The organism is Bradyrhizobium sp. CCBAU 051011 (assembly GCF_009930815.1).
Lineage (GTDB): Bacteria > Pseudomonadota > Alphaproteobacteria > Rhizobiales > Xanthobacteraceae > Bradyrhizobium.
Genome location: NZ_CP022222.1, coordinates 1,264,305 through 1,280,609, shown reverse-complemented (window position 1 = coordinate 1,280,609; position 16,305 = coordinate 1,264,305). Strand labels below are relative to the sequence as shown.

Annotated in this window: 14 protein-coding genes; 5 read left to right on the top strand and 9 right to left on the bottom strand. The window is 63.1% G+C overall.

All coding sequences use genetic code 11. From position 1 onward, the window contains the following. Positions 1-4 precede the first annotated feature (4 nt). Positions 5-1,132, bottom strand: coding sequence for an AI-2E family transporter (locus ACH79_RS06175; protein ID WP_246738643.1), 1,128 nt, complete (start codon positions 1,130-1,132; stop codon positions 5-7). Positions 1,133-1,382: 250 nt separating this feature from the next. Here ACH79_RS06175 and ACH79_RS06170 point away from each other — a divergent pair, with 250 nt between their 5' ends. Further along, positions 1,383-2,138, top strand: coding sequence for a L,D-transpeptidase (locus tag ACH79_RS06170; protein ID WP_161850216.1), 756 nt, complete (start codon positions 1,383-1,385; stop codon positions 2,136-2,138). A gap of 35 nt (positions 2,139-2,173) precedes the next feature. Beyond that, positions 2,174-2,818 (top strand): DUF2865 domain-containing protein, encoded by a 645-nt coding sequence (locus ACH79_RS06165; RefSeq protein WP_161850215.1) that lies wholly within the window; start codon positions 2,174-2,176, stop codon positions 2,816-2,818. A 39-nt stretch (positions 2,819-2,857) separates the two neighbouring features. On the opposite strand, the gene ACH79_RS06160 is transcribed toward ACH79_RS06165, so the two are convergent. Beyond that, complete coding sequence (locus ACH79_RS06160; protein WP_161850214.1) at positions 2,858-4,942, bottom strand: methyl-accepting chemotaxis protein; 2,085 nt, start codon at positions 4,940-4,942, stop codon at positions 2,858-2,860. 201 nt (positions 4,943-5,143) lie between these two features. Between ACH79_RS06160 and ACH79_RS42870 the strand changes: the two genes are divergently transcribed. Next, on the top strand, positions 5,144-5,296 hold the full coding sequence (locus ACH79_RS42870; RefSeq protein WP_202639180.1) for a Thivi_2564 family membrane protein: 153 nt from the start codon (positions 5,144-5,146) through the stop codon (positions 5,294-5,296). A gap of 86 nt (positions 5,297-5,382) precedes the next feature. Here ACH79_RS42870 and ACH79_RS06155 read toward each other — a convergent pair whose 3' ends face one another. The 7 genes from ACH79_RS06155 to cysD form a co-directional block, all read right to left on the bottom strand. Continuing rightward, positions 5,383-5,583, bottom strand: coding sequence for a CsbD family protein (locus ACH79_RS06155; RefSeq protein WP_057837434.1), 201 nt, complete (start codon positions 5,581-5,583; stop codon positions 5,383-5,385). 114 nt (positions 5,584-5,697) lie between these two features. Then, positions 5,698-6,264: a hypothetical protein gene (locus ACH79_RS06150; RefSeq protein ID WP_161850213.1), complete on the bottom strand. Its 567-nt coding sequence runs from the start codon at positions 6,262-6,264 to the stop codon at positions 5,698-5,700. 9 nt (positions 6,265-6,273) lie between these two features. Continuing rightward, entirely contained in the window at positions 6,274-7,386 is a 1,113-nt protein-coding gene (locus tag ACH79_RS06145; protein WP_161850212.1) for a hypothetical protein, read from the bottom strand. A 60-nt stretch (positions 7,387-7,446) separates the two neighbouring features. Next, positions 7,447-8,967, bottom strand: a complete 1,521-nt coding sequence (locus tag ACH79_RS06140; RefSeq protein ID WP_161850211.1) for a DUF2235 domain-containing protein — start codon at positions 8,965-8,967, stop codon at positions 7,447-7,449. Between the two features lie 238 nt (positions 8,968-9,205). Beyond that, positions 9,206-11,368 (bottom strand): malate synthase G, encoded by a 2,163-nt coding sequence (locus ACH79_RS06135; protein ID WP_161850210.1) that lies wholly within the window; start codon positions 11,366-11,368, stop codon positions 9,206-9,208. A 198-nt stretch (positions 11,369-11,566) separates the two neighbouring features. Continuing rightward, positions 11,567-13,483, bottom strand: coding sequence for an adenylyl-sulfate kinase (cysC, locus tag ACH79_RS06130; protein ID WP_161850209.1), 1,917 nt, complete (start codon positions 13,481-13,483; stop codon positions 11,567-11,569). A gap of 24 nt (positions 13,484-13,507) precedes the next feature. After that, positions 13,508-14,302: a sulfate adenylyltransferase subunit CysD gene (gene cysD / locus ACH79_RS06125; RefSeq protein WP_161856236.1), complete on the bottom strand. Its 795-nt coding sequence runs from the start codon at positions 14,300-14,302 to the stop codon at positions 13,508-13,510. A 255-nt stretch (positions 14,303-14,557) separates the two neighbouring features. Here cysD and cysG point away from each other — a divergent pair, with 255 nt between their 5' ends. Further along, positions 14,558-15,994, top strand: coding sequence for a siroheme synthase CysG (cysG, locus tag ACH79_RS06120; protein ID WP_161850208.1), 1,437 nt, complete (start codon positions 14,558-14,560; stop codon positions 15,992-15,994). Continuing rightward, positions 15,991-16,305: a DUF2849 domain-containing protein gene (locus ACH79_RS06115; RefSeq protein ID WP_161850207.1), complete on the top strand. Its 315-nt coding sequence runs from the start codon at positions 15,991-15,993 to the stop codon at positions 16,303-16,305. The genes cysG and ACH79_RS06115 overlap by 4 nt, the downstream gene beginning before the upstream one ends.

The window sequence follows — 16,305 nt, the reverse complement described above, 5'->3', positions numbered from 1 at the left end:
CCGGTTAATCCTCCGGCAATTGCGGGGAATCGGGTGGCATCAAATGCTCCTTCACGATCAGCGCGACGATCAGAAGCGGCGACGACAGGAATGCGCCCATCGGGCCCCACAGCCAGGTCCAGAAGGCGAGCACGATGAAAACGGCGAGCGCGTTCAGGGCCAGCCGGCGTCCGACGATCATCGGCGTCAGGAAATGGCCCTCCAGGAAGGTCATCGCCGCAAACATTGTCGGCGCCAGCAGGCCGGCGCTGATGGTCGGGAACGCGACGAGACCGACCACGACCAGGACGGCGAACATCGCCACCGGGCCGATGATCGGAATGAAATTGAGAATCGCGGCCAGCGCGCCGAGGCTGGCCGGATTGGGCATGCCCGTGATCGCGCAAATCAGGCCAGTGGCGATGCCAACGCCGACATTGATCATGGTCACCGTCAGCAGGTAGCCGCCGAGATGGTCCTCAATCTCGTTGAGGATCCGCAGCGTCCGCAGCCGCCACTCGCGCTCGCCGAAATTCATGATCAGGGCCCGGCGCAGGTCCCGCCAACTCGCGATGAACAGGATCAAGGTTGCCATGAAGAGCAGGAACTCGGCAAAGGTCGGCGACAGGAACTCCAATGTGGGTTGTACCCAGTCGATCTTGGGCAGATGGAATGTCGTGAGCGTGCCGGGGCCGCCGAGCATGCTCTGCAACTCCTGCCAGAGTGCGAGCGGACGGTCGAACACGTGCAGCTTCTCCCTCAGCACCGACCCCAGCTCAGGCAGCTTGCCGCTCCATTCCACCGCAGGCGAAGCGATCAGGCCGACCATGAAGGCGACCGCGGCGGTGCCGACGGCCACGATCACGACGGCTGCGACGGCTCGCGGAATGCGGAAACGCTCGAGGAGACTGGCCGCCGGCGACAGCATGGTGCCGACGATGAAGGCCATCGTGACCGGCAGAAAGAACGCCTTGGCGAGATAAAGCCCGGTGATGACGCAGATGATCAAGAGGCCGACGAGGGCGATCGCCACCACTTCCGTGCGGCGAATGACCGGCGGCGACTCGGCTTTGCTGTCCGGCACCGGCTCGCCCTCGTGCGGAAGCTTGCGTTCTCCGGGCGGAGGTTTGGTCGGTGGAGATTTGGCGGCCAAAGGCTTGGCGGAGGAGGGCTTGGTGGGCGAAGGCTTGGGGGGAATGACGCTCACAATGGTTTTCCCTCGCCCGAAGCGGCGATGACACGGCAAAAGCAACGTCGCAAAACGAACCGCGGTCATAACGTGGCGCGGCGGCACGGGTTCCAACGCGCAGTCGCGCCGGACAGCCGCAAAGGAACTGCCGGCCTGTAGCTGCGTTTTGTTTGGCAGAGCATCCAGCGATGCACATACCCCGCGGGGCAGTCCCATGACACAGATTTCCGACCGCCGACTTTCGTCGCGCGCGGCAAGCGCGCTCGTCCTCGTCAGCGCTTTGCTGACATCGTTAGTGGTCTTGAGCGCCGCGAATGCGCAGACGTTCAGCTATGCCCAGCCGAGTGCATATCCCGCCGATGAGGTGATAGGGTCTGACGAAGGCGCGACGCCCGAGCGGCTTCGCCGTGCCGTCGTCGCCTTTGGGACGACGGAAGCGCCGGGCACGATCATCATCGATACCGGCAACACCACACTCTATTATGTGCTCGGCCACGGCCGGGCCATCAGGTATGGCGTCGGCGTCGGCCGCGAAGGCTTTACCTGGTCCGGCGTGCAGACGGTCAGCCGCAAGGCAGAATGGCCGGACTGGCATCCCCCGGCGGAGATGATCGCGCGCCAGCCCTATCTGCCGCGCTTCATGGCCGGCGGCCCCGGCAATCCGCTCGGCGCGCGGGCGATGTATCTCGGCACCAGCCAATACCGCATTCACGGCACCAACGATCCCTCGACGATCGGAAAATTCGTCTCGTCGGGCTGCATCCGCCTGACCAATGAGGACATCACCGACCTGTTCAGCCGCGTCAATGTCGGAACGAAAGTCGTGGTGCTGCCGAAGAACGCGCCGGTCATGGCGCGCGGCGGAGATGGCAGGACGGTTCGTCCGGCCGGCGTGCAGCCACGGCCCCTTGGGATCGCGCCGCCTTCGGGGCGTCAGGCCATGAACCTGACGGCGGCGCAGCTCTACTGAGCGGATGCGTTGTGTTGGATAGGAGGAGAAGATTGATGCGACCTGGAAAACTGGCAGCGTGGGGAGCAGCCGCGGTGGTTTGCGCGTCCGCGCTGGCGCCTGCCGCGCAGGCCCAGGACTTCTTCTCGCAATTGTTTGGCGGCTTCGGCCGCCAGCGCCACCAACCCTATGTCCAGATGCCGTTCCCCAATGAAGATGGCCGCATCTACGCGCCGCGCGGCGAGGGACGGGCGAGGTACAGCGGAGGCGGCAGCCAGGCCTATTGCGTGCGGACTTGCGACGGCCGTTATTTCCCGCTTCCGGCGTCCGACAATGCCAGCCGCGCCACGACCTGCAACAGCTTCTGCCCGGCGAGCGAGACCAAGCTGTTCTATGGCAGCAGCATCGACGAGGCGACCGCCGACAACGGCAAATCCTATTCCGATCTGCCGAACGCATTCCGCTATCGCAACGAGCTCGTCAACGGCTGCACCTGCAACGGCAAGGACCCGGTCGGGCTGGCGCAGGTAAAGGTCGAGAACGATCCGACGCTGCGCAAGGGCGACATCGTCGCCGGCGAAAACGGCCTGCTGGTCGCCGGCCGCAGTGGCGACAGGCGCGGCGCCGAAGTGAACTTCTCACCGGCCTCTAAAAAGGTGCGCGCCAAGTATGACCGCGTGCCTATCGTGGCGCGGGAGTGAGAAGTCTACAGTCTGTCAAGCCCGGGGCATGACGAGCGGTTAAGCCGCGCGGATCTTGCCGAGGAATTCGGTGACCTGATTGCCGAGTTGCTGGCTCTGCGTCTCCAGCGTCTGGGACGCGTGCTTCACATCCTCGGCAGCGGCTGCCGCCGCGTCGGCATCGGCCTTCACGCCGTTGATGTTGTCGGACACGTTCTTGGTGCCCTGCGCGGCAAACTGGGTCGAGCGCGTGATCTCCTGCGTCGCGGCGCCCTGTTGCTGCACGGCGGCGGCAATCGCGGTCGCGACCTCGTTGACTTCGCCGATGATGCTGCTGATGGCGTCGATGGCCTCGCCGGCGACCCGCTGGATGTCCGAGATCTGCTCGGAAATCTCCTCGGTCGCCTTCGCGGTCTGGCTCGCCAGCGATTTGACTTCGGAGGCGACCACCGCAAAGCCGCGGCCGGCCTCACCGGCGCGCGCGGCCTCGATGGTGGCGTTGAGCGCGAGCAGGTTGGTCTGCGCGGCGATGGTGTTGATCAGGCCGATCACCTCGCCGATCCGTCCCGCCGATTGGGCAAGCCCCTGCACGGTGCCGTCGGTATCGCGCGCCTGGCCGACCGCGCGGCTGGCGATGCCGGCAGCGTGCGCCGCCTGCTGGCTGATGTCGTTGATCGAGGCGCTGAGCTCTTCGGAAGCCGCCGCAACCGTCTCGACGCTCATTGAGGCCTCGCCGGAAGCTTTCTCGGCGACCTGGACGCGCTCGTTGGTCTGGCGCGAAATGGTCGAGAGGCCGGACGAGGTGGTTCGCATCTGGCCGGAGGCATCGCCGAGCTGGCTGAGCGTCTGGCGCACCATGCCCTCGAACTCGCCGACATAGCTCTCGATCGCCTGTTGCCGGGCCATGGCGCCGGCGTTGCGCTCGCGTTCCTGTGCCTCGATCCCGGCCTTGTCGGCGGCCTGCTGCTTGAAGGTCTCCAGCGCGCCGGCCAGCGCGCCGATTTCATCGTGGCGAGCGGCGTAGCCGGTATCGACGTGGAGATCGCCGGCGGCGACCTTCAGCATGGCGTCGCGCATGGAGTGCAGCGGCTTGATGGCGCGGCGTGCGACGATCACCTGGGCGCCGAAGGCCAACGCGAGTGCGCTGATCAGCAATACGAGCTGCATCGTCAGCGAGCGCCAGGCGCTGGCGTACAAATGCGCGGCATGATCCTTGGCGGCGTCGAGCGCGGCCTCGGCCACGTTGACGGCGGCGGAGAGACGCCCGACCGTGACCGGGGTCCACTGGTTGGCGTTGAGCTCGGTCTTCTCGCCCGCCGCAACCTGCGTCAGCAACCGGTCGCGCAGCGCAAGATAGGACGGCTCGAAATAGGCGGTCTTGGTCGCGGCGATCGCGCTCGAGATCGCCGGAGGCAACTGCATCCCCGCGGCCGTCAATTCCAGCGCGCTCCATGCGGCGTCGATGCCGCCGGCGTATTTGGTGTAGGCAAGCTGCGCCTCCGGCGTGATCTTGCCGGAGTTGAGTCCGATCGCGACGATCAGCGAGGCTTCGCCCGCGGTGTTGCGCAACAGCCAGGCGATCTGCTTGATCGCCAGCAACTGGTCGATGGTCGCGTCCTGGTGGTTGACGGCGGCGCCAAGGGCTCCGGACAGCTTCTCCAGCGTCTCCAGCATGGTGCTGGCGGCAGCAAAGTATTCCTTGGCCAGTTCGGGCCGGCGCTGTGCCTTCGGCTTGGCCACGGCGTCCCAGAATTCCTTCTGCAGCGCGGTCATCGACTTGAACAGACGGTCGAACTCCGGGACGAGCGTTTGCGCTTGCGCGAATTCCACGCTGCCGAGGAGGCCGAGTGCGTTGCTCATCGCCGGCATTTGGGTGTCGCGGATGTTGCGCAGATATTTTTCGATATCGGCGTCCATCGGCGCGTCGGAGTTCAGCAGCCGGTTGGTCGTGGAGCGGTCGGTGCGCAGATTGTGCATCGCCTTGAAGATGTTCGCGGAAGCGTCCGCGATCACCGCAATGCGGCTTGCCGCCTGCAGGCGGCCCCAGGAATCCCAGGCATTGAGCGAAAATCCGACCACCACGCAGAAGGAGGTGACGAGGATGACGGTCTTCAGCAGCGCGGATACGGTCAGACGGTTCAACATGATGCTCCCCCAAGACGCCCGGTCATTTGGGGGGGAAAACGGTAAATGGTTTGGCCGGTTATATCCGCGTAGAAATACGAGGATGCTTGAAAGGATTGCGATTTTTCGCACGTCGAACAGTTCCGCAGCTGGAACCGGCCGCTCTCATTCACGTTAACAAAATACTACCAGCGCACTCATACGAGCGCCGAAGGGGGCCCCATGCTTGTCAGTATCCTCATCACGTTCCTGGTCGTCATCCTCATCCTCTATCTCATCAATCTCCTGCCGCTCGACAGCCGCGCCAAGCAGATCGCCCGCGTCGTGGTGATCATTCTCGGCGTGATCTCGCTGTTGAGATACATCACGGTCTAGGGTGTGCGCGGCTGACTTGCCCGCAGCGGAACGTCGTAACGAAAAAGCCCCGGCATCGAGCCGGGGCTTTCATTTCGAATACAACCTTACTTCAAGGTGCTGAACCAGTCGTCCACGTCCTTGCGGATCTGGTCCTTGGCAAAACCGTAGCGCTGCTGCAGCTTGCCTTCGAGTTGTTCGCGGCGGCCCTCGATGACGTTGAGATCGTCATCGGTGAGCTTGCCCCACTTCTCCTTGGCGGAACCCTTGAACTGTTTCCAGTTGCCTTCGACCCTGTTCCAATCCATCGCTGTCTCCTTCCATGTTGGGATGTCCAACAACGGACAAAAAGCTCCAGCGTTCCTCCTGAACCGATGCGGCATCGTGGCTCGCTGATCAGTCTATCGCTGCGCCGCGCCGATCTATTTCCAGATCACGCCGGCAAGGCCCAGCGCAAAGATTTGCACCATGGCAAAGGCGTTGGCGCCGATCTTGATGTTCCGCAAAGCCGCGAGCAGCCATACCGTGAAATTATTGATGCTGGCAGGCACGGTCATCAGCAAGACGATCAGACAGTCTTCGATGATGTCGGCAAGGACGTAGGCCGCCGGCAAGATCAGCCACGTCCAAACGGGCAAGCTCGCCAACGCTGGCGGCCAGCTAATGGTGGACGCTAGGGTGCTGGCGCCTAGTGCCAGGAAGCCGCCAAGAACCGCAAGGTAGAGCAGGTCGAGCGGCATGACGCGCCAGGCATAGGCGCGTGCGTAGCCGGGGCTCTCCTTGGCGGTTACCCAGGCGTGCAGGCTCGCAGCGGTGACTGGAAGCGGCTTCTCCGTTGGTTCCGGCGGAATTGTAGCGCCGGGCGGCGTTAGCGATCGTTCCAGGAATCGGCTCGAGACGGCGGCGCCAACCGTATTATCCGGCGCAACAATAGCGACGACGAAGGGAATGGCAATCGCCGCCGTTGCCAGCAAAATTATTGCCTGCATGAAAACCCCTCAGTTAGGCTGCCGGGCGCGTTGCACGCTTATCGTGGCCTTGCCGGAATTGTCTTCGTAGAAATAGTTGCGCTTTCCCGGCCATCCCCACACCGCATCGTTGGCGTACAGGAACAGTTCTCCGCTTCGCTTGGGAATGATCTGAACGTCGAGCCTGTTGGTCCGGGTATCCTCGTCAGGTTCCAGCACGCGCTCGTCACTTCCGATCGATCCGACCCGCGCGATGACCTTGAACGGCTCCACGAACAGGTGACGCTTGAGGGGCCATTTGATCGCCTCCTTCACCTTGGTGACAAAACCTGAATTCAACCTGCCGCGGGTGCTGACAATGGTGCCGTCGCCGTCTCGCCAGGCGTGATCACTGTCCTTCGGATCGGGTGGCGTCACGGTGATGGTGTATTTCTGACCCTGCTCGAGCCAGATGCCCGTCGCGTGGCAGACCTCGCGAATATCCAGCTGCTTCCGCTTTTCGCCGACCGGACCTATTTCGCAGGTGAAGGGACAGGTGGCGACATTGGCAATACGCGTTGAGGGCGGCTTGCCAGGTTCGGGCGGATTGGCTACCCGGCACACCGGCATGTCGTAACTGCAGTTGGCCCTGCGATCGTCGCAGTTGGGCTTGCGCATGGAGTCGCAGACGGGTTGACCTTCTCCGCAAAACACGTCGCGACCGTTGCTGCATTTCGGTGGGTCACCCGGTTTTGGACAGGACGCAATGCCGGGAGAAACACAGGCGCCCAGACCTTGATCCGTAACCCTAGCGCCGCGGGCAATGGCGTTCGTGATATTGTCGCTCTGGCTGCAGACCCTTCCGCTGGCTTCCTCGAAGCTGAAAACAAGATGGCTGCCGAATAGGACAGCAAGCACAATAAAGCTGCAGGCAAACACCAACGGCAGTACGAAGAGCTTCAGGCCGCGAACCGTTGCTCGGTATGGCCGCCACGTGCGCAGGTGGTAGACCATACCATCTGGGGTGAACAGCGCGATCCAGGTTGCCACCATGATAGCGGCGACCGAGTGGCTGATATGAGCGACCAGAAATTGCTCTCCGCTTCCGGGCAGGCGTATCCAGGCCGGAAGATGGGCGTGTCCAATGAGATAGGCGATGACCACAAGACTGATGACACCACAAGCGATCCCGAGCTTTGACGGGACTGGCGTCGGAGCAGAGCGTCAGACACGCTCCATTCTGTCTTCGATTTTTCTTCCGAGCCTGACGCCAAGCCAGATCAGAAAAATGACGAGCAATCCGAGCATCAGAAAATGACTGGGATCGCGCGCATAGGCATTAATCCACAGCGCAAGGCCCCCCGGCAGAACATGACCGACAGCTCTGATGGCCCCGGATACCAAGCTTAGCGGACTGGTAAACTCGCCCGAACTGGGGATGATCCGCGAGAGCGGATAGATCGCGATATAGAGCGAAGCGAACACGGTAACAAAGTAGATGATGCGCCGCCGCCAGACGTCGTTCCAGATTTGCTCCTGCATGTCGCATCGCGCCGCAGCCTGCGCCTGGGTCTCCAGTTTTGCCTGCGGCTGGATGCCGGCGTCGGTAAGGAGGTCATACCGCTGCGGGATACCGATCGGCGCATATCGATGAGCACCCTTCTGCGCTCGGATGATCGCCGTCTCGTGAATGGTTGGCGGATTGTTGTCGACGCGATCGCCCTCGCGAAGTGAGAACCGCATATGACTCAGGTCCTCGATCCGTCGCGGACCATAACGGTAGTAACCACCGAGCCCGTTGCGGGAATCGTACAGCCGGCCGTCCTTGTCGCGGCGCCATTCCGCATAGACCATCATGTCGGGATCGGGATTGGTCGGCTGGCTCGGAATGGTCTTGAACTGCAGGCCGAGCGACTGGGCCTCCCGCATCATCCAATAGAGCGGAATATAGGCAAGCGAATCGTCAGGGTAGCCGCCGCCGACGTTGGAATGGACGCCAGCAAACCACACCTGGCTCAGACGCTCGCGCGGCACGCCTTGCTCGTTCCAGAGCACGGGATGGAATGTCGTCCGCTCGTCGTCAAGCGACAGGGCGTGGCAGGCGCGCTGGATCCTGGGGTCGAAGCTTCGATCGGGCAGTTCAAGCGGCCAGATATACTGGCTGACGCCGCGCGCCATCTCATCGATCGGTAATCCATAGGCTGCGACCGTGTCCCAGACACCCACGAAGTCGATGCGTTCAACAGGGCGGTTCTGCGCCTTGTCGTAGCGTTTACCCGCCAAATAGAGGACCGCGTCGCGAAGCTTCCGAAATGGCCACTCAAGGCGCAGGAACGTATGGAAGCGCTCGGCACGGTAGGCGCGATAGGCCATCGCCGCCTTTTCGTAGAGCTCGGCCTTGGTCGCTCCAGTGACGAGCCCCTGGTGCAATACCAGGCCGATGACGACGCGCATGGTGAAAGCGCCGCGGCTGAAGCCGAAGCCGAATATCTGATCGCCCGGCTGGTAGTTTGCGCAAAGGAATTTATAGATGTCGAGAACGTTGCGCTTGAGGCCCCATCCGAACACGCCGCCCAAGATCGCAAGCGGCTTGAAAGATGAGGTGCCGACGCCGTCATCGTAAAAGGCGACCTGATCGTTTCCCCTGAGATCAAGGCTCTCGAACACGCGCCAGACGTTGGACTTCCAGACCCTGGCGGCCGAATTGCCGGTGCCATCCGACAACAGGATGATGCGTTTGGACATGGATTGCCCCCGGAAAAACAATTTTGAAAATCAGCGCAGCCAAAAATCAATAATGGGAATGCCGCATCCTTGCCGGACACCTAGTGTTTCAAATACTGCCTCAGGTTGAGTGTCCGCGCAAGTCACCCGTCGCAAATCGCGCCGTGATGCGATTCAGGATCGGCGGGTTGCTTGCCCACGGAGCAGTGCAATGAAAAAGCCCCGGCATTTGCCGGGGCTTTCGAAAACGTCGCGCTGATCAGCCTGCCGCCTTTGCTTCGCGGCGGCGCGCGGTGAGGATGTATTCAGTGTAGCCGTTCGGCTGCTCGCGGCCCTTGAAGACGAGGTCGCAGGCGGCCTGGAACGCGACGCCGTCGAACGAAGGCGCCATCGGCTTGTAGAGCGGATCGCCGGCGTTCTGCTTGTCGACCACGACCGCCATGCGCTTGAGCGACTCCATCACCTGGTCCTTGCTGACGACGCCATGCGCCAGCCAGTTCGCCAGATGCTGGCTCGAAATGCGCAAGGTGGCGCGATCTTCCATCAGACCGACGTCGTGAATATCCGGCACCTTGGAACAGCCGACGCCCTGGTCGATCCAGCGCACGACATAACCGAGGATGCCCTGGCAGTTGTTGTCGATCTCCTGCTTCACATCATCGGGCGCCCAGTTCGACTGCGACACCGGAATAGTGAGGATGTCGGAGAGTTTTGCGCGCTGGCCACCCTTGGCGAGTTCCTGCTGGCGCGCGATCACGTTGACCTGGTGATAATGCAGGGCGTGCAAGGTGGCCGCGGTCGGCGACGGCACCCAGGCGGTGGTAGCACCGGCCTGCGGATGGCCGAGCTTCTGGGTCAGCATGTCGGCCATCTTGTCTGGCGCCGCCCACATGCCCTTGCCGATCTGGGCATGGCCGGGCAGGCCGTCGATCAGGCCCATGTCGACGTTCCAGTCTTCATAGGCCTTGATCCAGGGCTGCGCCTTCATGTCGTTCTTGCGGATCATCGGGCCCGCTTCCATCGAGGTATGGATTTCGTCCCCGGTGCGGTCGAGGAAGCCGGTGTTGATGAAGCAGATGCGCTTCGACGCATTCTGGATGCAGGCCTTGAGGTTGACCGTGGTGCGGCGCTCCTCGTCCATGATGCCGACCTTCATGGTGTTGTCAGGCAGGCCGAGTAGCTTCTCGACTTCGCCGAACAACTCGCAGGTAAGCGCGACCTCGTCCGGACCGTGCATCTTCGGCTTGACGATATAGACCGAGCCGGTGCGGCTGTTCTTCGTTTTCGAATTGCCCTTGAGGTCGTGGATCGCGAGCAGGCCGGCGACCGCGGCATCGAGCAGGCCCTCCGGAATCTCCTCGCCCTTCTCGTCGAGCACGGCGTCGGTGAACATGTGATGGCCGACATTGCGCATCAACAGGAGACTGCGGCCGTGCAGCGTGATGTCCTTGCCGTCGGGCGTCTTGTAGGTGCGGTCGGGGTTGAGAGAACGCTTCAGCGTCTTGCCGCCCTTTTCGAAATCGGCCGAGAGCGTGCCGTTCATCAGGCCGAGCGTGTTGCGATAGACCAGCACTTTGTCCTCGGCATCGACGGCGGCAACCGAGTCTTCCATGTCGAGAATGGTCGAGACCGCCGATTCCAGGATCATGTCGGCAACGCCAGCCGGATCGTCCTTGCCGATGACGTGGTTGCGGTCGATCTTCACTTCGACATGCATGCCGTTGTTGACCAGCAGCACCGCGCTCGGTGACGCGGCATCGCCCTGGAAGCCGGCGAACTGCGCAGCCGTTTTCAGCGCAGTGGCATTGCCGCTCTTCAGCTTCACCGCGAGCTGGCCGGCGATAACGCTGTACGAGGTCACATCGGTATGGCTGCCGGTCGCCAGCGGCGCGGCGGCGTCGAGGAAAGCCTTGGCCTTGGCGATCACCTTGTCGCCGCGTGCCTTGTTGTAGCCGCGGCCAGCTTCGCTCGGATCATGCGGAATCGCGTCGGTGCCGTAGAAGGCGTCATAGAGCGAGCCCCAGCGCGCATTCGCGGCGTTCAGCGCGTAGCGGGCGTTGGTCAGGGGAACGACGAGCTGCGGTCCGCAGATCTTGCCGATTTCCTCGTCGACATTTGCGGTCTCGACCTTCTGCGTGGCCGGTTCCGGCAGCAGATAGCCGATCTCCTTCAGGAACGCCGTATAGGCGGCCATGTCGAACGCCTTGCCCTTGTGGGTGCGATGCCAGCCGTCGATCTTGGCCTGCAGCGCGTCGCGGAAGGCGAGCAGCTCGCGATTCTTCGGCCCCAGCTTTTTGATGATGGCAGCGACACCGGCCCAGAACGCGTCGGGCGAAATCCCGGTTTTGGGGGTCGCCTCCTTGGCGATGAAATCGAACAGGACAGGGGCGATCTTCAATCCGTGGGCATCGACACGCTTCATGATGGGCTTTCTCAAAAGAAATGGCGTTTGCAGGCTGTTTTCAGGTCAAAACAGCAAAAAACGCGCCAAAGGGGCGGCGTTGGCCGCCCTTTTAGCCCTAAAGCTGGGTCGATGAGAAGTGCCTAAAAAGGAGTCGAAGGGCCTTATTTGGTCGCGTTTCTTCACGCGAACCGGGCTCCACTTCGCTTGAAAACGCTCCTAGATGTTGGCCGCCAGATCCACCAATTCGTCGAACAGGATGCCGGTCTCCCCAAGCATCCGCTCGATCTCCTCCGTCGCGTCCGCAACCGAGCGGATCGACGTATCGATCCTCAACTCGCAGGCGGTCGGCGGCTGGTAATCGTTGGTGATCCCGGTGAACGACGGCAGCGCGCCGGAGCGGGCCTTGGCATAGTGACCCTTGGGATCGCGGCTCTCGCACACCTCGGCGGGTGCGGCGATATGCACTTCGCGGAACATGGTGTCGGCGATGCGGCGTGCCGCGGCGCGGTCCGCGATCGCAGGCGAAACCGCGGCGACAATCGCAACATGGCCGTTGCGCGCGAGATGGGTCGCGACCTCAGCGAGGCGGCGAATGTTTTCGCTGCGGTCCTGCGGAGAGAAGCCGAGATCGTTATTGAGCCCGGCCCGCAAGGTGTCTCCATCCAGCAGGATCGGCGAGCCGCCGCGCGAGAACAGCCGCCGCTCCAGCGCGCGGGCGAGCGTGGATTTGCCTGAGCCCGGCAGGCCGGTCAGCCAGATCACCGCCCCGTTGTGATGGTAGCGCGCCGAACGCTCTTCGGGACGCAGCGCGGATTCGACCGGCACGATGTCGATCGGAACAGCGCGCTGCCCGGCGTCGACCGACAGCACGAGGCCGCCGCCGGCGATGCGGCCGTTGACCTCGATCACCAGCCGGCCGGTGCGCGGATTGTCCTGATAGGGATCGGCCGCGATCGGCTGCGCCAGCGAGATATCGATTTCGCCAACGTGATTGCGCGCGATCGCCTTGGTTTCCTCATTGGAGAGCTCGCCGGGATCGACCGCCTTTTCGATTGCGACCACGCTGGCGCGGGTTTCCCTCGTGCCGAGGCGGATCAGGATCTGATCGCCCTTCGACAACGGCTTGTCGTGCAGCCAGAAGATGCGCGCGCGAATCCGCCGCGTGTCGCGCGGTGTGGCGCCGGCGTGCGCAATGACATCGCCGCGCTCGACGAACAATTCGCGGTCGAGCGTGATGCCGACCGAACGGCCGGCGCCGTGGCTGCCCTTCAGCGGCGTCACCGGCCAGCTCTCGACGGTTTTGATCTTCGCAATCTTGCCGGCGGGCATGATGACGATTTCGTCGCCGGCCGCAAGGTGGCCGGACTCGATACGGCCTGCCACGATGCGGCGGTCATCGAATTTGTAGATCGCCTGCACGGGCAGGCGCAGCGCAAGCTGCTCCAGCGGCCGCGCCGGTTCGAGCGCATCGAGCGCTTCGACCACGGTCGGGCCCTGATACCAGCCGATCCTTGGCGTATGTTCGGCAACGCCGTCACCATCGCGCGCGGAAATCGGAATGATTGCCGACGGCGTTACGCCGAGGCCGATCAGATGCGCCGAAATCTCGTCGCTGATCTCCTTGAAGCGATCCGCGCCGAAGTCCACCCGGTCCATCTTGTTGACGACAACCGCGACCTGCTTGATGCCGAGCAGATGCAGCAGATAGCCGTGCCGCCTTGTCTGGTCGCGCACGCCTTCCAGCGCGTCGATGATCAGCACGGCGCCGTCGGCTTGCGAAGCGCCGGTGATCATGTTGCGCAGGAATTCGGCGTGGCCGGGCGCGTCGATCAGCACGACGTCGCGCGAGCGGGTGCGGAAGCGGATTTGCGTGGTGTCGATGGTGATGCCCTGGTCGCGCTCGGTCTGCAGCGCATCGAGCAGGAACGACCATTCGAATGGCATGCCGCGCCGCGCGCTGACCGCCTTCAGCATTTCCAGCTTGCCCTCGGGCAGGCTGCCGGTCTCGTGCAGCAGGCGTCCGACCAACGTGGATTTACCGTGGTCGACATGGCCGACGATGACGATACGGACCTGCGGACGCGTGGTGCCGTTCGGGGTTGCCGAAACGCTGGCGGGAAGGATCATGTTCATAGCGACGCTCACACCAGGTGTCCGTTAGAGATAGCCGGCGACACGCAGCCGCTCGAATGCATCTTCGGTTTCATGATCCAGCGCGCGGCCGGCGCGTTCCGGCACCTTGGTGCCGTCGAGCTCGGTCAGGATCTCGTCAATGCTGGAGGCGGTGGAAGTGACGGGGAAGGTGATGTCGGCGTCACCGAGCGAACGGTAGCGCTTACCCTCCTTCGAGAGGTACAGCGGAATGATCGGAATGTTCTCGCGCTTGGTGTAGGCCCAGATGTCGGCCTCGGTCCAATGCAGGATCGGGTGGATGCGCAGATGTGCGCCTTGCGGCACCGAGGCGTTGAACTGATCCCAGAATTCCGGGGGCTGATCGCGGACGTCCCAGCCGCCTTCGAGCCCGCGCGGCGAGAACACGCGCTCCTTGGCGCGGGTGGCTTCTTCGTCGCGACGAATGCCGGCGATCAATCCATCGAAGCCGTATTTGTTAAGCGCCCACTTTAGCCCTTCGGTCTTGCGGGCGGCAGATCGCGCGGCCGGCGGCAAGGTCGGATCGACGGCGTCGATCGGCGGGCAGGGCTCTATCTTGAGATCGAGGTCCCACTCCTTCCCGAAGCGGTCGCGGAACGCATACATCTCCGGAAACTTCTTGCCGGTGTCGACATGGAGCGCCGGGAACGGCACGCGGCCGAAGAAGGCCTTGCGCGCCAGCCAAATCATGACGTTAGAGTCTTTCCCAAGCGACCACAGCAGCGCGAGCTTCTTCAGCCGCGCGAACGCTTCCCGCAGGATATAGATGCTCTGCGCCTCGAGCTCGTCGAGATGGTCCATGGAGGGCGGCGGCAGCATCTCGCCGGGAAAAATTTTCGGCACAGATGATGCTTCGTACAGGGCTGCGGACTGCAACCTGTGTCCGCTGGATTCGGGGTTGAGAAGATGCATCTCTGGGCCTTGGACTTGGGAGTGGAAAAATTCTAAAGTTGCGCCGCAATAGAGAAGAAATAATTTTCTCTTTGCGGCTCTTGATCGAGACATAAATAGAAAATAATTTCAGTCAACCCCCCAATTGGGGAAAGCGAGTGTCTGATGCGCTACCTGCCTGTGTTTCTGGATCTGCAAAGCGGCAAGGTGCTGCTCGTTGGAGCGGGTGACCTCGTGCGCGCAAAATTGCGCCTGCTGGTGTCGGCGGGCGCGCGGGTTCGCTGGTATGCGACCGACGGCAATCATGATCTGGCCGGTCTCGACGCCAATGACGCCGCGCGGATCGAGCTGGCTTCCGGCGATCCGCTGTCAGCCGATCTCTCCGGCATCATCGCGATTCTCTGCGCCGGCGCCGGCGACATCGGCGTTGCGATGTCGGTGCGCGCGAAGGCGGTCGGGCTGCCCGTCAACGTGATGGACGATCTCGTGCATTCCACTTTCATCTTTCCGGCGATCGTCGATCGCGGCGACGTCGTTGTCGCGGTCGGCACCGGCGGAGCGTCGCCGGTGGTCGCGCGCCGCGTGCGCGAGCGCATCGAAGCGGTGCTGCCGGCGCGCATTGGCGATCTCGCCGCCTTCATCGGCAGCTTTCGCAAATCGATGCATGCGCGCATTCCCGAATTTCCGCTGCGCCGCCGCTTCTGGGAGCGCGTGATCGACGGTCCGATCGGCGCACTGGTTCTTGCAGGGCGCAAGGACGAGGCTGAAAAGGCACTGAACGAAATCGCCGATCCTTCCGCGTTCGCCGGCGCGAACCAGGATGGCAAGGCCGAGGGCAGGGTGACGCTGGTCGGCGCGGGTCCGGGCGATCCTGATCTGCTCACCATCAAGGCGTTGCGGGCGCTGCAGGACGCCGACGTCGTTTTCTACGACGAGCTGGTGTCGCCGGAAGTTCTCGACCGCATCCGCCGCGATGCCTCGCGCATTCCGGTCGGCCGCCGGGTCGGCAAGCCCGGCATCGGCCAGGATGCGATCAACAAGTTGCTGATTGAAGCTGCGAAGGCAGGACAGCGCGTGGTGCGGCTGAAGGGCGGCGATCCCTTCATCTTCGGCCGCGGCGGCGAGGAAATCGAAGTGCTGCGCGCAGCCGGCGTTGCCTATTCGGTGGTGCCGGGCATTACCGCCGGCCTTGGCGCCGCCGCGCAATTCGAGGCCCCGCTCACCTATCGCCACGAAGCGCTGCGCATCACCTTCCTGACCGCGCACAAGGCCAAGGACGCCGAGACCGTCGACTGGTCGGTGCTCACAGACAAGAAGATGACCATCGTGGTCTATATGGGCATGACCGCCGCACCGTCGGTCCGCGCCGGCCTGCTGGCTGCCGGCCGGCTGCCGCAAACGCCGGTTGGCGTGTTCGCGCGGGTGACGCGACCGGATGCGCAGGCCGTGGTCGGGACGTTGGAAAACCTGCCCGCGCTGGTCGAAAAAATCGATGGCGGTCCTGCCATCCTCATCATCGGCGACGTCGTCGCGCATTCCGCGCCGTGGCGTCAGTCAAATCTCAACCAAGTCCTCTCCAAACTGCTGGAAGCTGCCGAATGACCTCTCCGCTCGAACAGAAGAAAATCAGAATTACCGGGCCGTCGGTGGTGACCGCCAACCGTACCTGGGATGGCGCCGTGGTCTACCGGACCGCAGATCGGGGCTGGTCGACGGCGCTGGCCGATGCCGCGATCGTCGGTACCTCGGATGATGCGCGCGCGTTGCTTGCCGAAGGCGTCGCCGATGACGTCGGTGCGGTCGGCGCCTATATCGCGCCGGTCGAAATCAAGGAAGGCGGGGTGATCAAGCCCGGCAACCTCCGTGAACACATCCGGTCGAAGGGCCTCACCATCGACCTTCTTCCGGCCTGA